This window comes from Hydrogenophaga sp. FW305-3-2-15-A-LB1 (assembly GCF_058787875.1).
Genome location: NZ_JBYTAE010000084.1, coordinates 1 through 17,636, shown reverse-complemented (window position 1 = coordinate 17,636; position 17,636 = coordinate 1). Strand labels below are relative to the sequence as shown.

The 17,636-nt window shown below is 68.2% G+C and carries 14 protein-coding genes and 1 pseudogene; 8 read left to right on the top strand and 7 right to left on the bottom strand.

The window, feature by feature from the left end; all coding sequences use genetic code 11:
* From AC3WPZ_RS22470 to sucC, 3 genes are all read right to left on the bottom strand, one after another.
* Entirely contained in the window at window positions 1–2,694 is a 2,694-nt protein-coding gene (locus AC3WPZ_RS22470; RefSeq protein ID WP_492441625.1) for a CHASE2 domain-containing serine/threonine-protein kinase, read from the bottom strand.
* 226 nt (window positions 2,695–2,920) lie between these two features.
* A complete protein-coding gene (gene sucD, locus AC3WPZ_RS22465; RefSeq protein WP_291111541.1) occupies window positions 2,921–3,814 on the bottom strand; it encodes a succinate--CoA ligase subunit alpha in 894 nt (297 codons plus the stop codon).
* A gap of 15 nt (window positions 3,815–3,829) precedes the next feature.
* Window positions 3,830–4,990 carry an ADP-forming succinate--CoA ligase subunit beta gene (gene sucC, locus AC3WPZ_RS22460; protein ID WP_492441623.1) on the bottom strand — a complete coding sequence of 387 codons (1,161 nt, stop codon included), beginning with the start codon at window positions 4,988–4,990 and terminating at the stop codon, window positions 3,830–3,832.
* A gap of 171 nt (window positions 4,991–5,161) precedes the next feature.
* Here sucC and argC point away from each other — a divergent pair, with 171 nt between their 5' ends.
* Together argC and AC3WPZ_RS22450 are read left to right on the top strand one after the other, a co-directional pair.
* Window positions 5,162–6,073, top strand: coding sequence for an N-acetyl-gamma-glutamyl-phosphate reductase (gene argC, locus AC3WPZ_RS22455; RefSeq protein ID WP_444687737.1), 912 nt, complete (start codon window positions 5,162–5,164; stop codon window positions 6,071–6,073).
* Window positions 6,074–6,174: 101 nt separating this feature from the next.
* Entirely contained in the window at window positions 6,175–7,734 is a 1,560-nt protein-coding gene (locus tag AC3WPZ_RS22450) for an MFS transporter (protein WP_492441621.1), read from the top strand.
* A 9-nt stretch (window positions 7,735–7,743) separates the two neighbouring features.
* Here the strand turns inward: AC3WPZ_RS22450 and recX are convergent, their stop codons facing one another.
* Together recX and recA are read right to left on the bottom strand one after the other, a co-directional pair.
* On the bottom strand, window positions 7,744–8,205 hold the full coding sequence (recX, locus tag AC3WPZ_RS22445) for a recombination regulator RecX (RefSeq protein ID WP_492441619.1): 462 nt from the start codon (window positions 8,203–8,205) through the stop codon (window positions 7,744–7,746).
* 17 nt (window positions 8,206–8,222) lie between these two features.
* Window positions 8,223–9,344 carry a recombinase RecA gene (gene recA / locus AC3WPZ_RS22440; protein WP_382322321.1) on the bottom strand — a complete coding sequence of 374 codons (1,122 nt, stop codon included), beginning with the start codon at window positions 9,342–9,344 and terminating at the stop codon, window positions 8,223–8,225.
* A gap of 134 nt (window positions 9,345–9,478) precedes the next feature.
* Here recA and AC3WPZ_RS22435 point away from each other — a divergent pair, with 134 nt between their 5' ends.
* The 3 genes from AC3WPZ_RS22435 to AC3WPZ_RS22425 all read left to right on the top strand — a co-directional run bounded on the left by AC3WPZ_RS22435 (window position 9,479) and on the right by AC3WPZ_RS22425 (window position 12,266).
* Window positions 9,479–9,997, top strand: coding sequence for a MarR family transcriptional regulator (locus tag AC3WPZ_RS22435; RefSeq protein WP_382328000.1), 519 nt, complete (start codon window positions 9,479–9,481; stop codon window positions 9,995–9,997).
* A gap of 99 nt (window positions 9,998–10,096) precedes the next feature.
* Complete coding sequence (locus AC3WPZ_RS22430) at window positions 10,097–10,771, top strand: response regulator (protein ID WP_382152905.1); 675 nt, start codon at window positions 10,097–10,099, stop codon at window positions 10,769–10,771.
* Between the two features lie 115 nt (window positions 10,772–10,886).
* Entirely contained in the window at window positions 10,887–12,266 is a 1,380-nt protein-coding gene (locus AC3WPZ_RS22425) for a sensor histidine kinase (RefSeq protein ID WP_382163823.1), read from the top strand.
* Between the two features lie 4 nt (window positions 12,267–12,270).
* Here AC3WPZ_RS22425 and AC3WPZ_RS22420 read toward each other — a convergent pair whose 3' ends face one another.
* Both AC3WPZ_RS22420 and AC3WPZ_RS22415 read right to left on the bottom strand, forming a co-directional pair.
* Window positions 12,271–12,921 (bottom strand): glutathione S-transferase family protein, encoded by a 651-nt coding sequence (locus AC3WPZ_RS22420; RefSeq protein WP_492441617.1) that lies wholly within the window; start codon window positions 12,919–12,921, stop codon window positions 12,271–12,273.
* A gap of 23 nt (window positions 12,922–12,944) precedes the next feature.
* Window positions 12,945–15,890 (bottom strand): DNA topoisomerase III, encoded by a 2,946-nt coding sequence (locus tag AC3WPZ_RS22415; RefSeq protein WP_492441615.1) that lies wholly within the window; start codon window positions 15,888–15,890, stop codon window positions 12,945–12,947.
* A 97-nt stretch (window positions 15,891–15,987) separates the two neighbouring features.
* On the opposite strand from AC3WPZ_RS22415, the gene AC3WPZ_RS22410 reads away from it, so the two are divergent.
* The 3 genes and pseudogenes from AC3WPZ_RS22410 to AC3WPZ_RS22400 all read left to right on the top strand — a co-directional run.
* Complete coding sequence (locus AC3WPZ_RS22410; protein ID WP_382322325.1) at window positions 15,988–16,527, top strand: SET domain-containing protein; 540 nt, start codon at window positions 15,988–15,990, stop codon at window positions 16,525–16,527.
* A 16-nt stretch (window positions 16,528–16,543) separates the two neighbouring features.
* Entirely contained in the window at window positions 16,544–17,347 is an 804-nt protein-coding gene (locus AC3WPZ_RS22405) for a biotin--[acetyl-CoA-carboxylase] ligase (protein ID WP_382322326.1), read from the top strand.
* Window positions 17,341–17,636 (top strand): annotated as a pseudogene (locus tag AC3WPZ_RS22400) (SPOR domain-containing protein); the annotation flags it as partial. The gene AC3WPZ_RS22405 and the pseudogene AC3WPZ_RS22400, both read left to right, overlap by 7 nt.

Sequence of the window (17,636 nt, the reverse complement as noted above, 5' to 3'; positions counted from 1 at the left end):
TTATAAGCGGATATCGAAGCTGACTGTCTCGGGCTCGCGCGACGAAACCGGCACCGGCGTGACAACTGTGGCAAGCACCGCGTTTTCATGGCCGTGCCCATGGGAAGCGGGCACGGTCTGAGGCGCCATGTGAACGTCGGGGGACGTCGACAGGGCGGCGATGGTCTTGCGGAGGTCGGCGGCGATTTCGAGCCCTGTCTGGTACCTTTCCGCAGGCGATTTCGACAGGGTCTTGCTCAGTATATCGGCCAGTTCCGGCGGCAATTCAGGACGTCGTTCACGCACATCGGGCGCGGGCTGGTTGGCGATCTGGTACATGAGCGCGGCCATCGAGTCGCCGCGCAGCGGCAAGCTGCCCGTGAGCAACTGGAACAGCATGACCCCCAGCGAATAGAGGTCCGAGCGGCCGTCCACGCGCTGGCCGGCCAGCTGCTCGGGCGACATGAAGCTCGGGGTGCCCAGCACCATGCCCGTGCGGGTCTTGCTGGACCCGGTGATGCGCGCGATGCCGAAGTCGGTGACCTTCACCGAATCGGTGGCGGGGTCGTACATCACGTTGGCGGGCTTGATGTCGCGGTGCACCACCTGCTGGCGGTGCGCATGGTCCAGCGCCAGCGCCACGCGCTCGCCGATGGACAGCACGGCCGCGACCGGCAACAGCTGTCCGTCGCGGGTGTGCGCCGCGAGGTCGCGCCCCTGCAGGAACTCCATCGCGATGTAGGCCAGGTCATGCTCTTCGCCCGCATCGAAGATGGTGACGATGTTCGGGTGCTGCAGCCGCCCGGCCGTTTCGGCTTCGCGGAAGAAGCGTTCGCGCACGTCGGCCAACTCCGCGCCTTCGAACTCGGCGCTCAGCGCCAGCGTCTTGATGGCCACGGTGCGCCCGATCTTCGGATCCAGGCCCTGGTACACCACGCCCATGGCGCCCTTGCCCAGCTCCTTCTCGATCCGGTATCGGCCCAGCATGGGTTTCTCGACACGCTCATCGCCGAGCACCAGCGTTCCGCCTGGATGCGACGAGCCCGGCCCCAGCACCACCGTGTTCGAAAGATGCCTGGTCCGCTGAAGGCGTGCCACCACATCGGCGTCGGCGTGATCGAGCCGGGTCATGTGCTCGTACACCGCTTCGGCCTTGTTGAGCTGGCGCTTGCGCTCGAAGTCCAGCGCGAGGTGCCGGAGGTTGTCCATCAGCGCGGGACTGAAGGGCACGCGGCGCAGGCGGTCGAACGCCATGTCGAGCTGGCCCTGACCCTGCAGCGCCAGGCCCATCATGCGGTTGGTCTCGGCCGACTCCTCGTCCGCCTTGATCTTGCCCGCTTCCGTTGCGAGGAAGCGCCGGGTGGTGAGCGCGAGGTGCCCGATCAGCAGCAGCGCGACCGGGAACACCAGTTGCAGCCAGATCGCGGCCGACGCCAGCAGTTGATATTCGGCCCCCAGCAGGAGCAGGAACAGCCCAGCGGTCACCGCGGCGCCCGCAGCGGCGGACAGGCGCGGCAGCAACGCCACCAGATGCGCCACGACCACCAGCAACACGCCCAACACCGCCAGGCCACCCCAGGCCGGCTGGGCGATGAAATGCCCATTGAGGAGGCTGGAAGTGATGTGCGCGAGAATGGCAGCGGGGGACATCGCCGGCGACACCGGGGTGGTGAAGAGCGTGCCCACGCCCGCGGCGGTCGCGCCGATGATGACCACCTTGTCGGTGTATTTGCTGGCGGGAATGCGCCCGGAGATCACGTCGTAGAAGGAGTCCACCGTGAAGGCGGGCTTGCCGTCGCGATCGGCGTAGAACTGCGGCAGCAGGCGCGCCGCCTCGTCGGTCGGCAGGCGGGTCGGGCCCAGCTGCACGCCCTCGCCCGGCCACAGGCGGATGTCCTCCATGCCCAGGTTCAGGCTGTGCGCCGCGACGCTCAGCGCCATGGACGGCACCGCGTAACCATCGAAGTCCACCAGCAGCGCTTCCCGACGCACCGCGCCGTCGGCATCCTGAATCTGGTTGAGGTGGCCCACCGCCCGGGCGGCCTCCCCCACGGCGGGCAGGGGCTGTTGCGTGCGTTGCGCCGGCAGGCCAAAGCCGCTGTCGTCGGCCAGCGCGCTGCGCTGGGCGAAGGCGGGCAAAGGCGCGTCGGGCCGGCCCAGCGGCTCACCCAGGGTGAACACCGAAGGCACGATCACGTTGCCCGCGCGCGCCATGCTGGCGACCAGCCGGGCGTCGGTATCCAGGCGCTGCTCGGCCTCGCCAATGAATCCCAGCAGGCGCTGGCGCGACACGGCGCCCAGATCGGGCAGCGGTGTGGCGCCGGGTGCCGTGCCGTCGAGCTGGCCGCGCAAGGCCCGCAGCTGGGCCAGGCCCCGGTCGGTCTGCGGTTCGAAGAAGAAGGCGGTGTGAGCGACGGTCTTGGCCTTGGCCGCGCTGAGCTGGTCGATCAGCTCCGCATGCACCTCGCGCGACCAGGGCCACCGCCCGATGTTGGCGATGCTCTGGTCGTCGATCGCGATGATGGCGATGCGCTCACTGGGCTGGCGGCTGCTGGCCGCGCTGGCGACGTCGTAGAAGCGGCGTTCCAGACCGTCAAACAGGTCGGTCGAAGCGTGCAGCGCGAAAACGGCGAGCACCACCCCGAGGCCCAGGAAGGCGTCGGATCGCCAGATCCGGCCTCGGCCTTGCAGGGGTTTCGTCTTGCGGGTGGACACGTCGCGCATTCTCCGGGTGGGTTCGCCTGCAGGTCGCCGCGAACTGCCCAAAGGTCAGAGACAAGCGCACCGTCGGTGCCAGCAAATCGCCGGCATCCTGGATGTTGCATTTTGTTGCAATCAGGTTCGACCGAGCAAGCGCCTTTGTGGATTCGGCACCTCAATTTCCGTGCGGACATAAAAAAAGGCAACGCAAGCGTTGCCCTTTTCACACCCGCGGGGTGACTCAGAGCTGGGCCTTGAGCAGCTTGCCCAGTTCCGACGGGTTGCGCGTGATGATGAAGCCGGACTCTTCCATGACGGCAAGCTTGGCATCGGCGGTGTCGGCGCCGCCGGAGATCAGCGCGCCCGCGTGGCCCATGCGCTTGCCGGGAGGCGCCGTCACGCCCGCGATGAAGCCCACCACCGGCTTCTTCATGTTGGCCTTGCACCAGCGGGCGGCGTCGGCCTCGTCCGGGCCGCCGATCTCACCGATCATGATCACGGCGTCGGTGTCGGGATCGTCGTTGAAGGCCTTCATCACGTCGATGTGCTTGAGGCCGTTGATGGGGTCGCCACCAATGCCTACGGCGGTCGACTGGCCCAGGCCCACTTCCGTCAGCATGGCCACGGCTTCGTAGGTCAGCGTGCCGGAACGGCTCACCACGCCGATGCGGCCCTTGCGGTGGATGTGGCCGGGCATGATGCCGATCTTGATCTCGTCGGGCGTGATCAGGCCGGGGCAGTTGGGGCCCAGCAGCAGGGTCTTCTTGCCGCCGGCGGCTTCCTTGGCCTTCATCTTGTTGCGCACTTCGAGCATGTCGCGCACCGGGATGCCTTCGGTGATGCAGATGGCCATGTCCAGGTCGGCTTCCACGGCCTCCCAGATGGCGGCGGCGGCGCCCGCGGGCGGCACGTAGATCACCGACACGGTGGCGCCGGTCTGCGTCGCGGCTTCCTTGACGGAGGCGTAGATCGGGATGTTGAAGATCGACTCGCCGGCCTTCTTCGGGTTCACGCCGGCCACGAAAGCGTTCTTGCCGTTCGCGTATTCCTGGCACTTCTCGGTGTGGAACTGGCCCGTCTTGCCCGTGATGCCCTGGGTGATGACCTTGGTGTCTTTGTTGATGTAGATGGACATGATGTTTCTCCGGGCTTACTTGACGGCAGCAACGATCTTGGTCGCCGCTTCGGCCATGGTGTCTGCGGCGATGATGGGCAGGCCGGATTCGGCCAGCAGCTTCTTGCCCAGCTCTTCGTTGGTGCCCTTCATGCGCACCACCAGCGGCACGGACAGGTTCACGGCCTTGCAGGCGGTGATCACGCCGGTGGCGATGGTGTCGCACTTCATGATGCCGCCGAAGATGTTGACCAGGATCCCCTTGACGTTGGGGTTCTTGAGCATGATCTTGAAGGCTTCCGTCACCTTCTCCGCAGTGGCGCCACCGCCCACGTCCAGGAAGTTGGCGGGCTCGCCACCGAACAGCTTGATGGTGTCCATGGTGGCCATGGCCAGGCCGGCGCCGTTGACCAGGCAGCCGATGTTGCCGTCCAGGCTGATGTAGGCCAAGTCGAACTTGGAGGCTTCCACTTCGGCCGGGTCTTCTTCGTCCAGGTCGCGGTAGGCCACGATCTCAGGGTGGCGGAACAGCGCGTTCGCGTCGAAGTTGAACTTCGCGTCCAGCGCCATCAGGTTGCCCTTGGAGTCGCAGTTCAGCGGGTTGATCTCCACCAGCGACGCATCCGTGTCCATGTAGCACTTGTAGATCTTGGAGAAGATGTCCACGGCCTGGTCAACGGAAGCGCCGGTCAGGCCAATGGCCGCGGCCACCTTCTTGCTCTGCTCGGTGGTGATGCCGGTCAGGGGATCGATCATCTCGGTGATGATCTTTTCGGGCGTGGCGTGCGCCACTTCCTCGATGTCCATGCCGCCCTCGCTCGAAGCGATCAGGGCCACCTTCTGCGTCGCGCGGTCGGTCACCAGCGAGACGTACAGTTCGTTCTTGATGTCGGCGCCGTCTTCGATGTAGAGGCGGCGAACCTTCTGGCCTTCGGGGCCGGTCTGGTGCGTCTTGAGCTGCATGCCCAGGATTTCGCCGGCCAGGCGCTTGACGTCGTCCACCGACTTGGCCACCTTCACGCCACCGCCCTTGCCACGGCCACCGGCGTGGATCTGGGCCTTGACCACCCAGATCGGGCCGCCGAGCTTTTGAGCGGCTTCCACCGCCTCTTGCACCGTAAATGCCGCAATGCCGCGGGGCACGGGCACACCAAACTGGCGCAAGATTTCCTTGCCTTGGTATTCATGGATCTTCATGAGGTGTCTCTCAGGAACAGGTAAAAGAGTGACGGCCGAACCGGGGTGGCCGCTGGGTGGGCACTGAAAACAGCAACCCGGGACTGTATCATGGTGCAACGCACCAAAAGCGCGCATTCGACGCGCGGGTTTGGTATTCCCCCTGAATCCAACTGACAAGGCAGAGCGGCCATGGCCAAGGTTTTCATCGACGGCGAAGCAGGCACCACCGGGTTGCAGATTCGCGAGCGCCTGCAAGGCATGCCGCAGATCGAACTCGTGAGCATCGCACCCGAGCGCCGCAAGGACCCGGTCGCCAAGCGCGAGCTGATGGCGCAGGTCGATCTGGTCATCCTCTGCCTGCACGACGACGCGGCGCGCGAATCGGTCGCCATGATCGATGCCCTGCCCGGCCGGCAGCCCAAGGTCATCGACGCCTCCACCGCCCACCGCACCGCACCCGGCTGGGTGTTCGGTTTCCCCGAACTCGCGCCGGGCCAGCGCGACGCGGTGGTCAACGCCCGCCGCGTGGCCAACCCGGGCTGCTATGCCAGCGGCGCCATTGCCCTGCTGCGCCCGCTGGTCGACGCCGGCCTGCTGCCCGCCGACTACCCGGTCTGCCTGCCCGCCGTCAGCGGCTACTCGGGCGGCGGCCGCACCATGATCGAGGCCTACGAAAAAGGCGAAGCCCCGGCCTATGAGCTGTACGCCCTGGGCCTCAAGCACAAGCACATCCCGGAAATCCTGGCCTACACCGGCCTCACGCGCCGGCCCATCTTCGTGCCATCCGTCGGCAACTTCGCACAGGGCATGTTGGTGCAGTTGCCCCTGCATCTGGACACCCTGCCCGGCCAGCCCACGCTGGCAGACCTGCACGCGGCCTACGCAAAGCACTACGCGGGCAGTGAATGGGTGAGCGTGCAACCGGCGACCGAAGACGGCAAGCTCGACGCCCTGGCCTTGAACGACACCAACCAGCTCGAAATCCGCGTGTTCGGCAACGGCGAGGCGAAGCAGGCGGTGGTGGTCGCCCGGCTGGACAACCTGGGCAAGGGCGCCAGCGGCGCCGCGGTGCAGAACCTGAAGCTGATGCTCGGCCTGTAAGGCTGAGCGGCGGGTTGTCGAAACGCCCGGCCCTGGTTCGTCGTACCCCAGGATGGCGCCGGATCTCGGCGCGGTCCACCGCCGAACCTCGAGGAAACCCCATGCCTGCCACTCCGCCAGCCATCGAGATCGCTCCACCCCGGGCCACGCGCCGCGAATGGGTGGCGCTGGGCGTGATCGCCCTGCCCTGCCTGGTCTATGCCATGGACCTCACGGTGCTCAACCTCGCGCTGCCCGCCATCAGCGCCGACCTGCGGCCTTCGTCCGCGCAACTGCTCTGGATCATCGACATCTACGGCTTCATGGTCGCCGGCCTGCTGATCACCATGGGCACGCTGGGCGACAAGATCGGGCGGCGCCGGCTGCTGATGATCGGGGCGATGGCGTTCGCGGCCGCCTCGGTGGCGGCGGCCCTGTCCACCACCGCGCAGGCCCTCATCGCCACGCGCGCGCTGCTCGGCATCGCCGGCGCCACGCTGGCGCCGTCCACGCTCTCGCTCATCTCCAACATGTTCCGCGATGAGCGCGAGCGCCGCATCGCCATCGGCATCTGGATCTCGAGCTACTCGGTGGGTGGCGCGATCGGCCCGCTGGTGGGTGGCGTGATCCTGCAGTACTTCGCCTGGCCCGCGATCTTCTGGGCCGCGGTGCCGGTGATGTTGCTGCTGTTGGCGGTGGGCCCCTTCCTGCTGCCCGAGTACCGCGACCCCGAGGCGGGCCGGCTCGACCTGGGCAGCGTGGCGCTCTCGCTCACCGCCGTGCTCGGCGGCGTGTTCGCGCTCAAGCAGGCGGCCGAAGGCCATGTGGACGCGCCGACCTGGGTGGCTGCGGCGCTCGGCCTCGCGGCGGGCGTGGCCTTCGTGCGGCGCCAGCGCCGCATCGCCTACCCGCTGCTCGACCTGCGGCTGTTCGGCCAGCCCCGCTTCGCGGCCGCCATCTGCACCTATGCCCTTACCTCGTTCGCGATGTTCGGCGTCTACATCTTCATCTCGCAGCACCTGCAGCTGGTGCTGGGCCTCTCGCCCCTGGTGGCGGGCCTGTGCACCGTGCCCTGGGCCCTGTCGTTCGTGGTCGGTTCGATGCTGACACCGGCCATCGCGCAACGTTATTCGGCGCCCCGCACCATGGTGACGGGGCTGGCGGTGGCAGCGGTCGGCTTCGCGGGCGTGGCGCTGGTCGATGGCCCCCATGGCCTTGCCGCGCTGGTCGTGGGCATGACGCTCATGGGCATCGGCATGGCGCCGGTGTTCACGCTGGGCAACGACATCGTCATCAGCTCGGCGCCGCCCGAGCGCGCGGGCGCGGCATCGGCCCTGTCGGAGACCAGCGCGGAGCTGTCCGGCGCCCTGGGCATCGCGGTGTTCGGCAGCATGGCCACGGGCCTCTACCGCGCCGGCATGGCGGGCCAGTTGCCGGCGGGCCTGCCCCAGGAGGCCGTGGCCGAAGCCTCGACCCTGGGCGGCGCGCTGCGGGTCGCCGAAAGCCTGCCCGCGCCGCTGGCCGAGGCCCTGGGGCTGGCCGCGCGCAGCGCCTTTGTCGATGGGCTGCAGGCCGCCGCGGTGCTGGGCACGGGCATCATGGTGGCCAGCGGCCTGCTGGCCTGGCGCATGCTGCGCCCGCCCCGGGCGCCGGGCGGCGCCTCGGCCACCCAGCCACGCTGACGCGCGCGTTCAGTCCTCGCTGTCGTCGGCAGGCGCGCCCTTCACCACGCGCCGCACCACCTCGGCGCCAAAGCCGCGCGTGAGCAGGAAACGCATCTGCTTGCCGCGCTCGGCGGCGTCGGCCGGCGGCCCGGCGAAGCGCTTGCGCCAGACCTCGCGCGCGCGCGCTTCTTCCGAACCCTGCAGGCCCGCCACCGCCTCGGCCACCGCCTGCGGGTCCAGCCCCTTGGCCTGCAGCTCCTGGCGCACGCGAGACGCGCCCAGGCGGGCCGAGCGCCGGTGCAGCACCGACTCCAGCACGCGCTGCTCGTTGATGAAGCCTTTGGCCTCCAGCTCGTCCAGCGCTTTCGCCAGCTCGCCGGGCTCGGTTTCGTGCGCGCTCAGCTTGCGCTGCAACTCGGCGCGTGAATGCTCGCGCCCGGCGAGCAGGCGCAGCGCACGGCCTTTGAGGGAAATCTGGTCGAAGGCCATGCGCGCAAGGGCGGGGATCAGGCCGCCGGCGTGGCGTCAACGTCCTTGGCCTTGGCCGCCTTCTCGGCCTTTTCGGCCTTGCCGCCCTTGGCGGGCGCAGGCGCTTCGTCCACCGGCAGCAGCGGCACGCCCAGCTCGGTGCGCACCTTGTTCTCGATCTCCACGCGCAGTTCGATGTTCTCGCGCAGGAATTCGCGCGCATTGTCGCGGCCCTGGCCGATCTTCTCGCCGTTGTAGGCGTACCAGGCACCCGATTTCTCGATCACGCGATGCACCACGCCCAGGTCGAGGATCTCGCCCTCGCGGCTGATGCCTTCGCCGAACAGGATGTCGAACTCGGCCGTCTTGAAGGGTGGCGAGACCTTGTTCTTGACCACCTTGACCTTGGTCTCGTTGCCGATCGCTTCCTCGCCCTTCTTGATCGTGCCGGTGCGGCGAATGTCCAGGCGCACCGAGGCGTAGAACTTCAGCGCGTTGCCGCCGGTGGTGGTTTCGGGGCTGCCGAACATCACACCGATCTTCATGCGGATCTGGTTGATGAAGATGACCATGCAGTTGGTCTTCTTGATGTGCGCCGTGAGTTTGCGCAGCGCCTGGCTCATCAGGCGGGCCTGCAGGCCGGGCAGCGAATCGCCCATTTCGCCTTCGAGTTCGGCCTTGGGCGTGAGCGCGGCCACCGAGTCGACCACGATCAGATCGACCGCGCCGGAACGCACCAGGCTGTCGACGATCTCGAGCGCCTGCTCGCCGGTGTCGGGTTGGGAAATGAGCAGGTCCTGCAGGTTCACGCCAAGCTTCTGCGCGTACTGGATGTCCAGCGCGTGCTCGGCATCGACGAAGGCGCACTGGCCGCCGAGCTTCTGCATTTCGGCAATGACCTGCAGGGTCAGCGTGGTCTTGCCCGAGGATTCCGGGCCGTAGATCTCGACCACGCGGCCCTTGGGCAGGCCGCCGACGCCCAGGGCGATGTCCAGGCCCAGCGAGCCGGTGGAGACGACCTGGATGTCCTCGATCACCTCACCCTCGCCCAACCGCATGATGGTGCCCTTGCCGAACTGCTTTTCGATCTGGGCCAGCGCGGCCTGCAAGGCCTTGGCTTTTTCGCTGTTGAGGGGGTTGTTCTTGACGGCTGCGTCCATGAGGGGCTCCTGAGCGGGTGGTAGAGGTTCGCAAAGCCTGTGAATGCGTACAGGCTGGATGCTTGAGCAGGAGTTTACAGGCAGGTTGAATTCGAACAAGGCATTATTTGGTCAGTTTGCCTTACCATCGGCGAATGCCCGACACCGCCCCTGTTTTGCCCGACGACCGCTGGCGCGGCGGCCATCTGGGGCGCCTGATGGGCCTGGCGCTGCGCCGCTTCGACGAGCGCGTGCTCAGCCTGATGGCGCACGACGCCAACGTGCCGCTGGCGCTCTCGCACCTGGCGGCGCGGGCGCAGGTGGGCGCCGCGCACATCCACATCACGCGCCACCTGGGCCTGCACGGCTCGCGCCTGACCGAGCTGGCGCACCAGGCGGGCATGAGCAAGCAGGCCATGGGCGACCTGGTGACGCAGTGCGAGGCCTGGGGCCTGGTGCGGCGCGAGGCGGACGCGCGCGATGCGCGGGCACGGCGCATCGTGTTCACCGACACCGGCCTGCTGTGGCTGGAGGCGTTCCGCCAGGCCGTGGCCCAGGCCGAGGCGGAATTCCGCGCCCAGGTGGGCGACGCGGTGGCCACCGTGGTGGCGCTCGGCCTGGAGGCCTATGGCTCGGAATCACCCGGCGCGCGCGCGGCCGTGCCACCCCGCTGAACACCGTGCCGCAGGGGCCTGCGCGGCCTAAAATGGTTCGCCCGATGCCGGGCATCCCCGATGAAGCGCTGCCCCGGCAGCCACCCAGGAGACCTTCCCATGCGCATCCTGATTGCCGAAGACGACCACGTGCTGGCGGACGGCCTGCTGCGCAGCCTGCGCGCCGCCGGCGCGGCGGTGGACCACGTCACCAGCGGCACCGAGGCCGACGCCGCCCTGCTGACCAACAACGAGTTCGACCTGCTGATCCTGGACCTGGGCCTGCCCCGGCTGCACGGCCTGGAGGTGCTCAAGCGCCTGCGTTCGCGCGGCTCCACGCTGCCGGTGCTCATCCTCACCGCGGCCGACAGCATCGAGGAGCGCGTCAAGGGCCTGGACTACGGCGCCGACGACTACATGGCCAAGCCGTTCTCGCTGCAGGAACTCGAAGCCCGCGTGCGCGCGCTCACCCGGCGCGGCATGGGCGGCTCCACCAACACCATCCGCCACGGCCCGCTCGAATACGACCAGGCCGGCCGCGTGGCCACCATCGACGGCAAGATGGTCGAGCTCTCGGCGCGTGAACTCGGCCTGCTGGAGGTGCTGCTGCAGCGCGCCGGGCGCCTGGTGAGCAAGGACCAGCTGGTCGAGCGCCTGTGCGAGTGGGGCGAAGAGGTGAGCAACAACGCCATCGAGGTCTACATCCACCGCCTGCGCAAGAAGATCGAGAAGGGCCCGATCCGCATCGCCACCGTGCGCGGTCTGGGCTACTGCCTTGAAAAAATCGCCGGCTGAAACCGAGGCTTTGATCGAGGCCGCACCGCCGCCGGTGGCGGGCCGCCCCATCCCGAAGTCGTTCGGCCTGTTCCAGCGCGAACAGCGCAGTCTGTTCGGCGAGATCCTGGACTGGATGCTCACGCCGCTGCTGCTGCTGTGGCCGCTGTCGCTGGCCCTGACCTGGTTCGTGGCCCAGGGCATCGCAAGCAAACCGTTCGACCGTGCGCTGGAGTTCAACCTGCAGGCGCTCACGCAGTTCGTGGCGAACCAGAACGGGCAGATCAGCTTCAACCTCAACGCGCAGGCGCGCGACCTGCTGCGCGCCGACGACAGCGACCTCGTCTACTACCAGGTGATCGACCCGCGCGGCAAGCTCGTCAGCGGTGAGCTGGACTTTCCCCGCCCGCGCGAGGACGAGACGCCCGAGGCCGGCCGCGTGCTGCTGCGCGACGACGTGGTGCGCGGCGACGAGGTGCGGGTGGCCTACACCTGGCTCGAACGCAACGACGCCCAGCACCTGGTGCTGATGCAGGTGGCCGAGACGCGCGGCAAGCGCTCCACGCTGGCGGCCGAAATCATCAAGGGCGTGATGGTGCCGCAGTTCGTCATCCTGCCGCTGGCCGTGCTGCTGGTGTGGCTGGCGCTGGTGCGTGGCATCCGCCCGCTCAACGAGCTGGAGCAGCGCATCCGCGCGCGCAAGCCCGACGACCTGAGCCCGATCGAGGAGTCGGCCATCCCGCAGGAGGTCGCGCCGCTGGTGTCGTCGATCAACGACCTGCTCACGCGCCTGAAGGCCTCGCTCACCACGCAGCGGCGCTTCCTGGCCGACGCGGCGCACCAGCTCAAGACGCCGCTGGCCGGCCTGCGCATGCAGGCCGAACTGGCCCAGCGCGAGAGCAACGCGGAGGAAATCCACAGCTCGCTCAAGCAGATCGCGCGCTCCAGCTCACGCGCCACGCACACCGTGAACCAGCTGCTCGCGCTGGCGCGCGCCGAGACCACCGGCCGCACCCTGCCCAGCGCGCGCGTGGACCTGGCGCGCCTGGTGCGCGGTGTGGTGCAGGACTCGGTGCCGCGCGCGCTGGAACACGGCATCGACCTGGGCTGCGAAGGCCCCGAGGAGGTGCCGGAAGACTGTCTGATGGACGGCAACCCCATCCTGCTGCAGGAGATGGTGCGCAACCTGGTGGACAACGCGATCAACTACAGCGGGCGCGGCGGCGTGGTCACCGCGCGCGTGCTGATCGACCCATTCAGCGGCGTGCAGATCCTGCAGGTGGAGGACAACGGCCCGGGCATTCCCGAGAGCGAACGCGAGTTCGTGCTGCAGCCGTTCTACCGCGCGCTGGGCACCAACGTGGACGGCTCGGGCCTGGGCCTGACCATCGTGCAGGAGATCGCGCAGCAGCACGGCGCCACGGTGCTGATCGACAGCGCGCACCCCGAGCGCAACCCGCCCGGTCTGCTGGCCTCGGTGCGCTTCACCCCGAAGACGCCCCGCCTGCCGGCCTGAACGTTCAGGCCTTGGGCTTGTAGATGTTGAGCATCAGCTTTTCGCGCTCGACCGCGCGCGCCACCGGCCGCAGCGCGGCGAAGCGCTGGGCCAGGTCCCAGGTCGCCGGCTGGGTGGTGGGATCGATGCCCGCAAAACCGCCCCAGCGCAGCAGCGTGAGCGCGTAGGCGTCCAGCGCGCCGGGGCGCTCGCCCATCATCCAGGGCGAGGCCTGCCTGGCCATCACCTCGATCTCGTCCAGCAGGCCCTTGTAGGTCTTGGCGGCGTGGGCACGGATCGCCTGCTTGGCGGCCTCGTCGTCGGTGAACTTGTCCGGCATGAACACGTGCGTGAAGGTGGGGTGCACGGTGTTGTTCATCCAGGTCAGGGTCTGCAGCGCGCGCGTGCGCGCCAGGCCGGACGCCGGCAGGATGCCCGCCTCGGGCAGCTTCGCATCGAGGTGCAGCAGGATGGCCACGATCTGCGTGATCACCTGGCCATCGTCCACCAGCACCGGCACCTGGCCACGCGGGTTGATCGCCAGGTACTCGGGGCTGCGCTGCTCGTTCTTGTGCAGCTTGACGCTGTGTGGCTCGAACGCGGCGCCGGAGAGCTCCAGCATGCTGTGGGGCACGAAGGAACACGCGCCAGGGGCGAAATAGAGAGTCAGGCTCATGCGGAAAATCCTCTTGAAAACAATCAGCTCAGGTGCTGGCCCACGATGCCGGCGATCTCGAACATGGTGACCTGCGGCTTGCCGAACACGGCGGCGAGCTTGGCATCGGCATTGACGCGGCGCTTGTCGGTGGCGTCCTGCAAGCCGTTGGCCTTGATGTAGTCCCACAGCTTCTTCACCACCTCGGGGCGGGACACCGGGCCTTCGCCGATCACCGCGGCCAGGGCGGCGCTGGGCTGCTTGCCGCTGGCCGCCGTGGTCTTGCGCGGTGCCTTGGGCGTCTTGGCCGCCGCGGCTTTCTTGGCCGCGGGTGCCTTCTTGGCGGGCGCGGCCTTCTTCGCCGGGGCGGCCTTGGCCGGCGCGCCGGCGGCGGTCTTGCGCGGCGGGAACTTGCTCGCGCGCGGCTCGAACTCGAAGTTCACCTTGCCGGCTTCCTTGTCCCAGGCCAGGAAGGCCTTGAACGCGCGGCGCGTGCGCATCGAAACGAACTTGTCGAGCAGGTCGGTCTTGCCGGTCTCCAGCAGCTTGCTCATCTGCTCGCGCGCCACCGGCTGCTGCAGGATGATCTTGCCGCTCTTGAAGTCGCACGTGGGCGTCGGCTGGGCCAGGGTTGGCACCGATTTTTCGCACACGTAGTTGCTGCCGTGCTCGTGCACCGGGCTGCCGCACTTGGGACAAGCGCCGAGCGACTCGCTGCCGGTGAAGTCCACCAGCTCGCCGCTTTCTTCGCCCTTCTTGTCGTCGCCGAAGTCGAACTCCAGCTTCCAGTTCTTTTCTTCTTCGTTGAACTTGATCACGATCTCGGCCACGAAGGGCCAACCCGCCTTGGAGCGGAAACCTTCGAGCGGGCCGATCTTCTTGTCGCGCAGCAGCTGTTCGGCCTCCTCGGGCTCGAAGGTGCGCCCGGCGGGCGACTTGCCGAACGAGAAGCCGCAGCCCTCGCTGTTGCCGTCGGCGCCGGTGCAGGTGTAGCGGCGGTAGTTTTCCTTCACCACGCCGCCGCAGTTCGGGCAGGGCGTGGACAGCGTGGCGTAGTTGCCCGGAATGGTGTCGCGGTCGTATTCCTTGGCCTTCTTCACCATGCGCTCGGTCATGGCGGCGATCTCGCCCATGAAGGCGGCGCGGCTGAGCTGGCCATGCTCCATCTGCGCGAGCTTGTACTCCCACTCGCCGGTGAGCTCGGGCTTGGAGAGTTCTTCCACGCCCAGGCCGCGCAGCAGCGTCATGAGCTGGAAGGCCTTGGCGGTGGGGATGATCTCGCGGCCTTCGCGGAACATGTACTTCTCGGTCAGCAGGCCTTCGATGATGGCCGCGCGCGTGGCAGGCGTGCCCAGACCCTTTTCCTGCATGGCTTCGCGCAGCTCGTCGTCGTCCACCAGCTTGCCGGCGCCTTCCATGGCGCCCAGCAGCGTGGCTTCCGAATAGCGCGCGGGCGGCTTGGTCTTCAGGCCCTTGGGCTCGACGCTCTCGGTGCGCACGGTCTCGCCCTCGCGCACGGGCACCAGGTTCTGGCCCTTGTCACCGTCCTTGGCATCGGCCACGTCCTCGGCGGCCTCCTTGCCATAGACGGCCATCCAGCCCGGCTTCACGAGCACCTTGCCTTCGGTCTTGAAGTGGTGGTTCAGCACCGAGCTGATGCGCGTGGTCACCATGAACTCGGCGCTCGGGAAAAACACCGCCAGGAAGCGGCGCACGACCAGGTCGTACAGTTTCTGCTCGGCTTCGCTCAGGCCGCTGGGCGCCTGCAGCGTGGGGATGATGGCAAAGTGGTCGCTGACCTTGCTGTTGTCGAAGATGCGCTTGCTCGGGCGGATGTAGCTGTTGTCCAGCGCGGTCTTCGCGTGCGGCGCGAGGTGCTTCATGCCGCTGCCGGCCAGCATCTCGAAGGTCTGCCTGACGGTGGGCAGGTAGTCCTCGGGCAGGGCGCGCGAGTCGGTCCGGGGGTAGGTCAGGGCCTTGTGGCGCTCGTACAGGCTTTGCGCCAGTTGCAGCGTGGTCTTGGCCGAGAAGCCGAAGCGGCCGTTGGCCTCGCGCTGCAGGCTGGTCAGGTCGTACAGCAGGCCGCAGGCCTGGGTGGTGGGCTTGCTCTCTTCCTTGACGCTGGCGGCCTTGCCCCGCACCGCGTCGGCGATCGCCAGCGCCTCGCGCTGGGTCCAGACGCGGTCGGCGCGCAGCTCGGCGTCGGCATCGTCACCGGTGGGCTTCTTGAAGTTGGGGTCGAACCACTTGCCCGGGTACTCGCCGGCTTCGGCCAGGAAGCTGGCGTGGATTTCCCAGTAGTCGCGGCTCCTGTGGGCGCGGATCTTTTCCTCACGCTCGACCACGATGGACAGCGTGGGCGTCTGCACCCGGCCGACGGTGGTGAGGAAGAAGCCCCCGTCGCGCGAGTTGAAGGCGGTCATGGCGCGCGTGCCGTTGATGCCGACCATCCAGTCGGCCTCGGAACGGCTGCGCGCGGCATCGGCCAGGCCCAGCATCTGCTCGTTGCTGCGCAGCTGCTCGAAGCCGTCTCGAATGGCCGCGGGCGTCATCGACTGCAGCCACAGGCGCTGCACCGGTTTGCCCAGCGGCTGGTAGCTGCCGTTCTTCAGGCCGCCTGCGTACTGCTCGATCAGGCGGAAGATCAGCTCCCCCTCGCGGCCCGCGTCACAGGCGTTGATGAGGCGCGACACATCCTTGCGCTTGACGAGCTTGACCACCGCGGACAGCCGCGACTTGGTCTTGTCGATCGGCTTGAGTTCGAAGTACGGCGGCAGCACCGGCAGGTGCGCGAAGCTCCACTTGCCGCGCTTCACGTCGAATTCCTCCGGCGCAGCGATCTCCACCAGGTGACCCACGGCGGAAGTCACCACGTACTTGTCATTCTCAAAGTGGTCATCGTGCTTGTCGAACTTGCCCGCCACCGGGGTAAGCGCTCGCACGATGTCTTGGGCCACGGATGGCTTCTCGGCAATGACCAGGGTTTTCATCTCTACAATCGGCTTTCCACGCGCGTGTACACGCGCACATGGGCACGCGCACACCCGCGCGCACCTGCATGAAACAACCTTACCAAATATTTCGGCCGTGACGAAAAGCCCCCGCCAGACGCAGCCGCGCCCTTCTTCCACCAAGACCAAGGCCGCCGCCCCCGCCGCCAGCCGCCGCATCCAGACCCGGCGCTCCGGCGTGCATGGCAAGGGCGTGTACGCCGTGGTCGATCTGGCCGAGGGCGAGACGCTCATCGAATACGTGGGCGAGATCATCACCTGGGAGGAGGCGCTGCGCCGCCATCCGCACGACCCGAGCGACCCGAACCACACGTTCTACTTCCACATCGATGAAGAGCACGTGATCGACGCCAAGGTCGGCGGCAATTCGGCGCGCTGGATCAACCACAGCTGCAAGCCCAACTGCGAAGCCGACGTGGAAGACGGCCGGGTGTTCATCCGTTCGTTGCGCCCCATCCAGGCCGGCGAGGAGCTGTTCTACGACTACGGCCTGGTGATCGACGAGCCCTACACGCCCAAGCTCAAGGCCGAGTACCCCTGCTGGTGCGGCGCCAAGAAGTGCCGCGGCACGCTGCTCGCCCCCAAACGCGCGGGACGCGCGTCCAAGCTCGGCTAAGGACCTCTCCCCTCGCATGGCAGACACCCTGACCCGTCACGCGGAAGCGGTCTGGGAAGCCGTGGTGCCCCTGCTGCCGGGCTTCACGGTGGAGGTGCTGCCCAGCATCGACTCCACCAGCAGCGAGCTCATGCGGCGCGCGCGCAGCGGCCTCATGGAGCCGGTGCTGCTGACCGCCGAGCAGCAGACCGCCGGGCGGGGCCGGCTCGGCAAGGGCTGGCACAGCAAGCCGGGCCAATCGCTCACGTTTTCCATCGCCCTGCCGCTGGCGCCATCGAACTGGTCGGGCCTGTCGCTCGCGGTGGGCGTGAGCCTGGCCCACAGCCTGCACCCCGACGTGCGGCTGAAATGGCCGAACGACCTCTGGCTGCACCAGCGCAAGCTCGGCGGCATCCTGGTGGAGACCGCCAGCACCGGTGACGCGGCGCAGGGCCAGCGAATGGTGGTGATCGGCGTGGGCATCAACATCGCCCGGCCCGAGGCCTCGGCCGTGGCCGCCCTGGTGCCCGACGGCTCGACCGTGGCCGCCATGGCGCCGGCCGGACTGGCCGAGGTCAGCGTGGGCATCACGCCCGGCGAGGTGCTCGAGCGCGTGGCGCCGCCGCTGGTGCAGGACGTGCTGGCGTTCGCCTCGCAAGGCTTTGGCGCCTTTGCGCAGCGTTTCGCCGGCCTGGACGCCTTGCAGGGCCTGGCCGTGCAACTCTCCGATGGCACCCGGGGCACGGCCTGCGGGGTGACCCCCGACGGTGCCCTGCAGGTGTTGACCGACCAGGGCATGTTGACCGTCACCAGTTCAGAAGTGAGTGTGCGCCCGTGTTGAGGTGGGCGGTCATCGTGCTGGTGCTGGCCAACGCGGGCTATTTCGCCTGGACCCAGGGCTACCTGGGCGGCCTGGGCCTGGCCCCGATCGAGCAGCGCGAGCCCCAGCGCCTGGCGCAGCAGCTCAGGCCCGAGGCCTTGCGCCTGCTCAATGGCCCCAAAGGAACGTCGGCCGACACCACCACTGCGCCGGAGCCCGAGACCGCGGCACCACCGGCCGCGCTGCCGGCCGCGGCGGTGGAAGCCGCACCGACGCCACCCGCCGCGCCCCCCCCCGCCCCCCCCGCAGC

Bases quoted from the DNA above. Each gene is read 5' to 3' on its own strand.
- recA (WP_382322321.1), bottom strand. From the start codon at position 9,344: ATGGACGCAGCCGTCAAGAACAACCCCCTCAACAGCGAAAAAGCCAAG.
- AC3WPZ_RS22415 (WP_492441615.1), bottom strand. From the start codon at position 15,890: ATGAAAACCCTGGTCATTGCCGAGAAGCCATCCGTGGCCCAAGACATC.
- sucC (WP_492441623.1), bottom strand. From the start codon at position 4,990: ATGAAGATCCATGAATACCAAGGCAAGGAAATCTTGCGCCAGTTTGGT.
- AC3WPZ_RS22420 (WP_492441617.1), bottom strand. From the start codon at position 12,921: ATGAGCCTGACTCTCTATTTCGCCCCTGGCGCGTGTTCCTTCGTGCCC.
- AC3WPZ_RS22430 (WP_382152905.1), top strand. From the start codon at position 10,097: ATGCGCATCCTGATTGCCGAAGACGACCACGTGCTGGCGGACGGCCTG.
- argC (WP_444687737.1), top strand. From the start codon at position 5,162: ATGGCCAAGGTTTTCATCGACGGCGAAGCAGGCACCACCGGGTTGCAG.
- AC3WPZ_RS22435 (WP_382328000.1), top strand. From the start codon at position 9,479: ATGCCCGACACCGCCCCTGTTTTGCCCGACGACCGCTGGCGCGGCGGC.
- AC3WPZ_RS22425 (WP_382163823.1), top strand. From the start codon at position 10,887: ATGCTCACGCCGCTGCTGCTGCTGTGGCCGCTGTCGCTGGCCCTGACC.
- AC3WPZ_RS22450 (WP_492441621.1), top strand. From the start codon at position 6,175: ATGCCTGCCACTCCGCCAGCCATCGAGATCGCTCCACCCCGGGCCACG.
- AC3WPZ_RS22405 (WP_382322326.1), top strand. From the start codon at position 16,544: ATGGCAGACACCCTGACCCGTCACGCGGAAGCGGTCTGGGAAGCCGTG.
- sucD (WP_291111541.1), bottom strand. From the start codon at position 3,814: ATGTCCATCTACATCAACAAAGACACCAAGGTCATCACCCAGGGCATC.
- recX (WP_492441619.1), bottom strand. From the start codon at position 8,205: ATGGCCTTCGACCAGATTTCCCTCAAAGGCCGTGCGCTGCGCCTGCTC.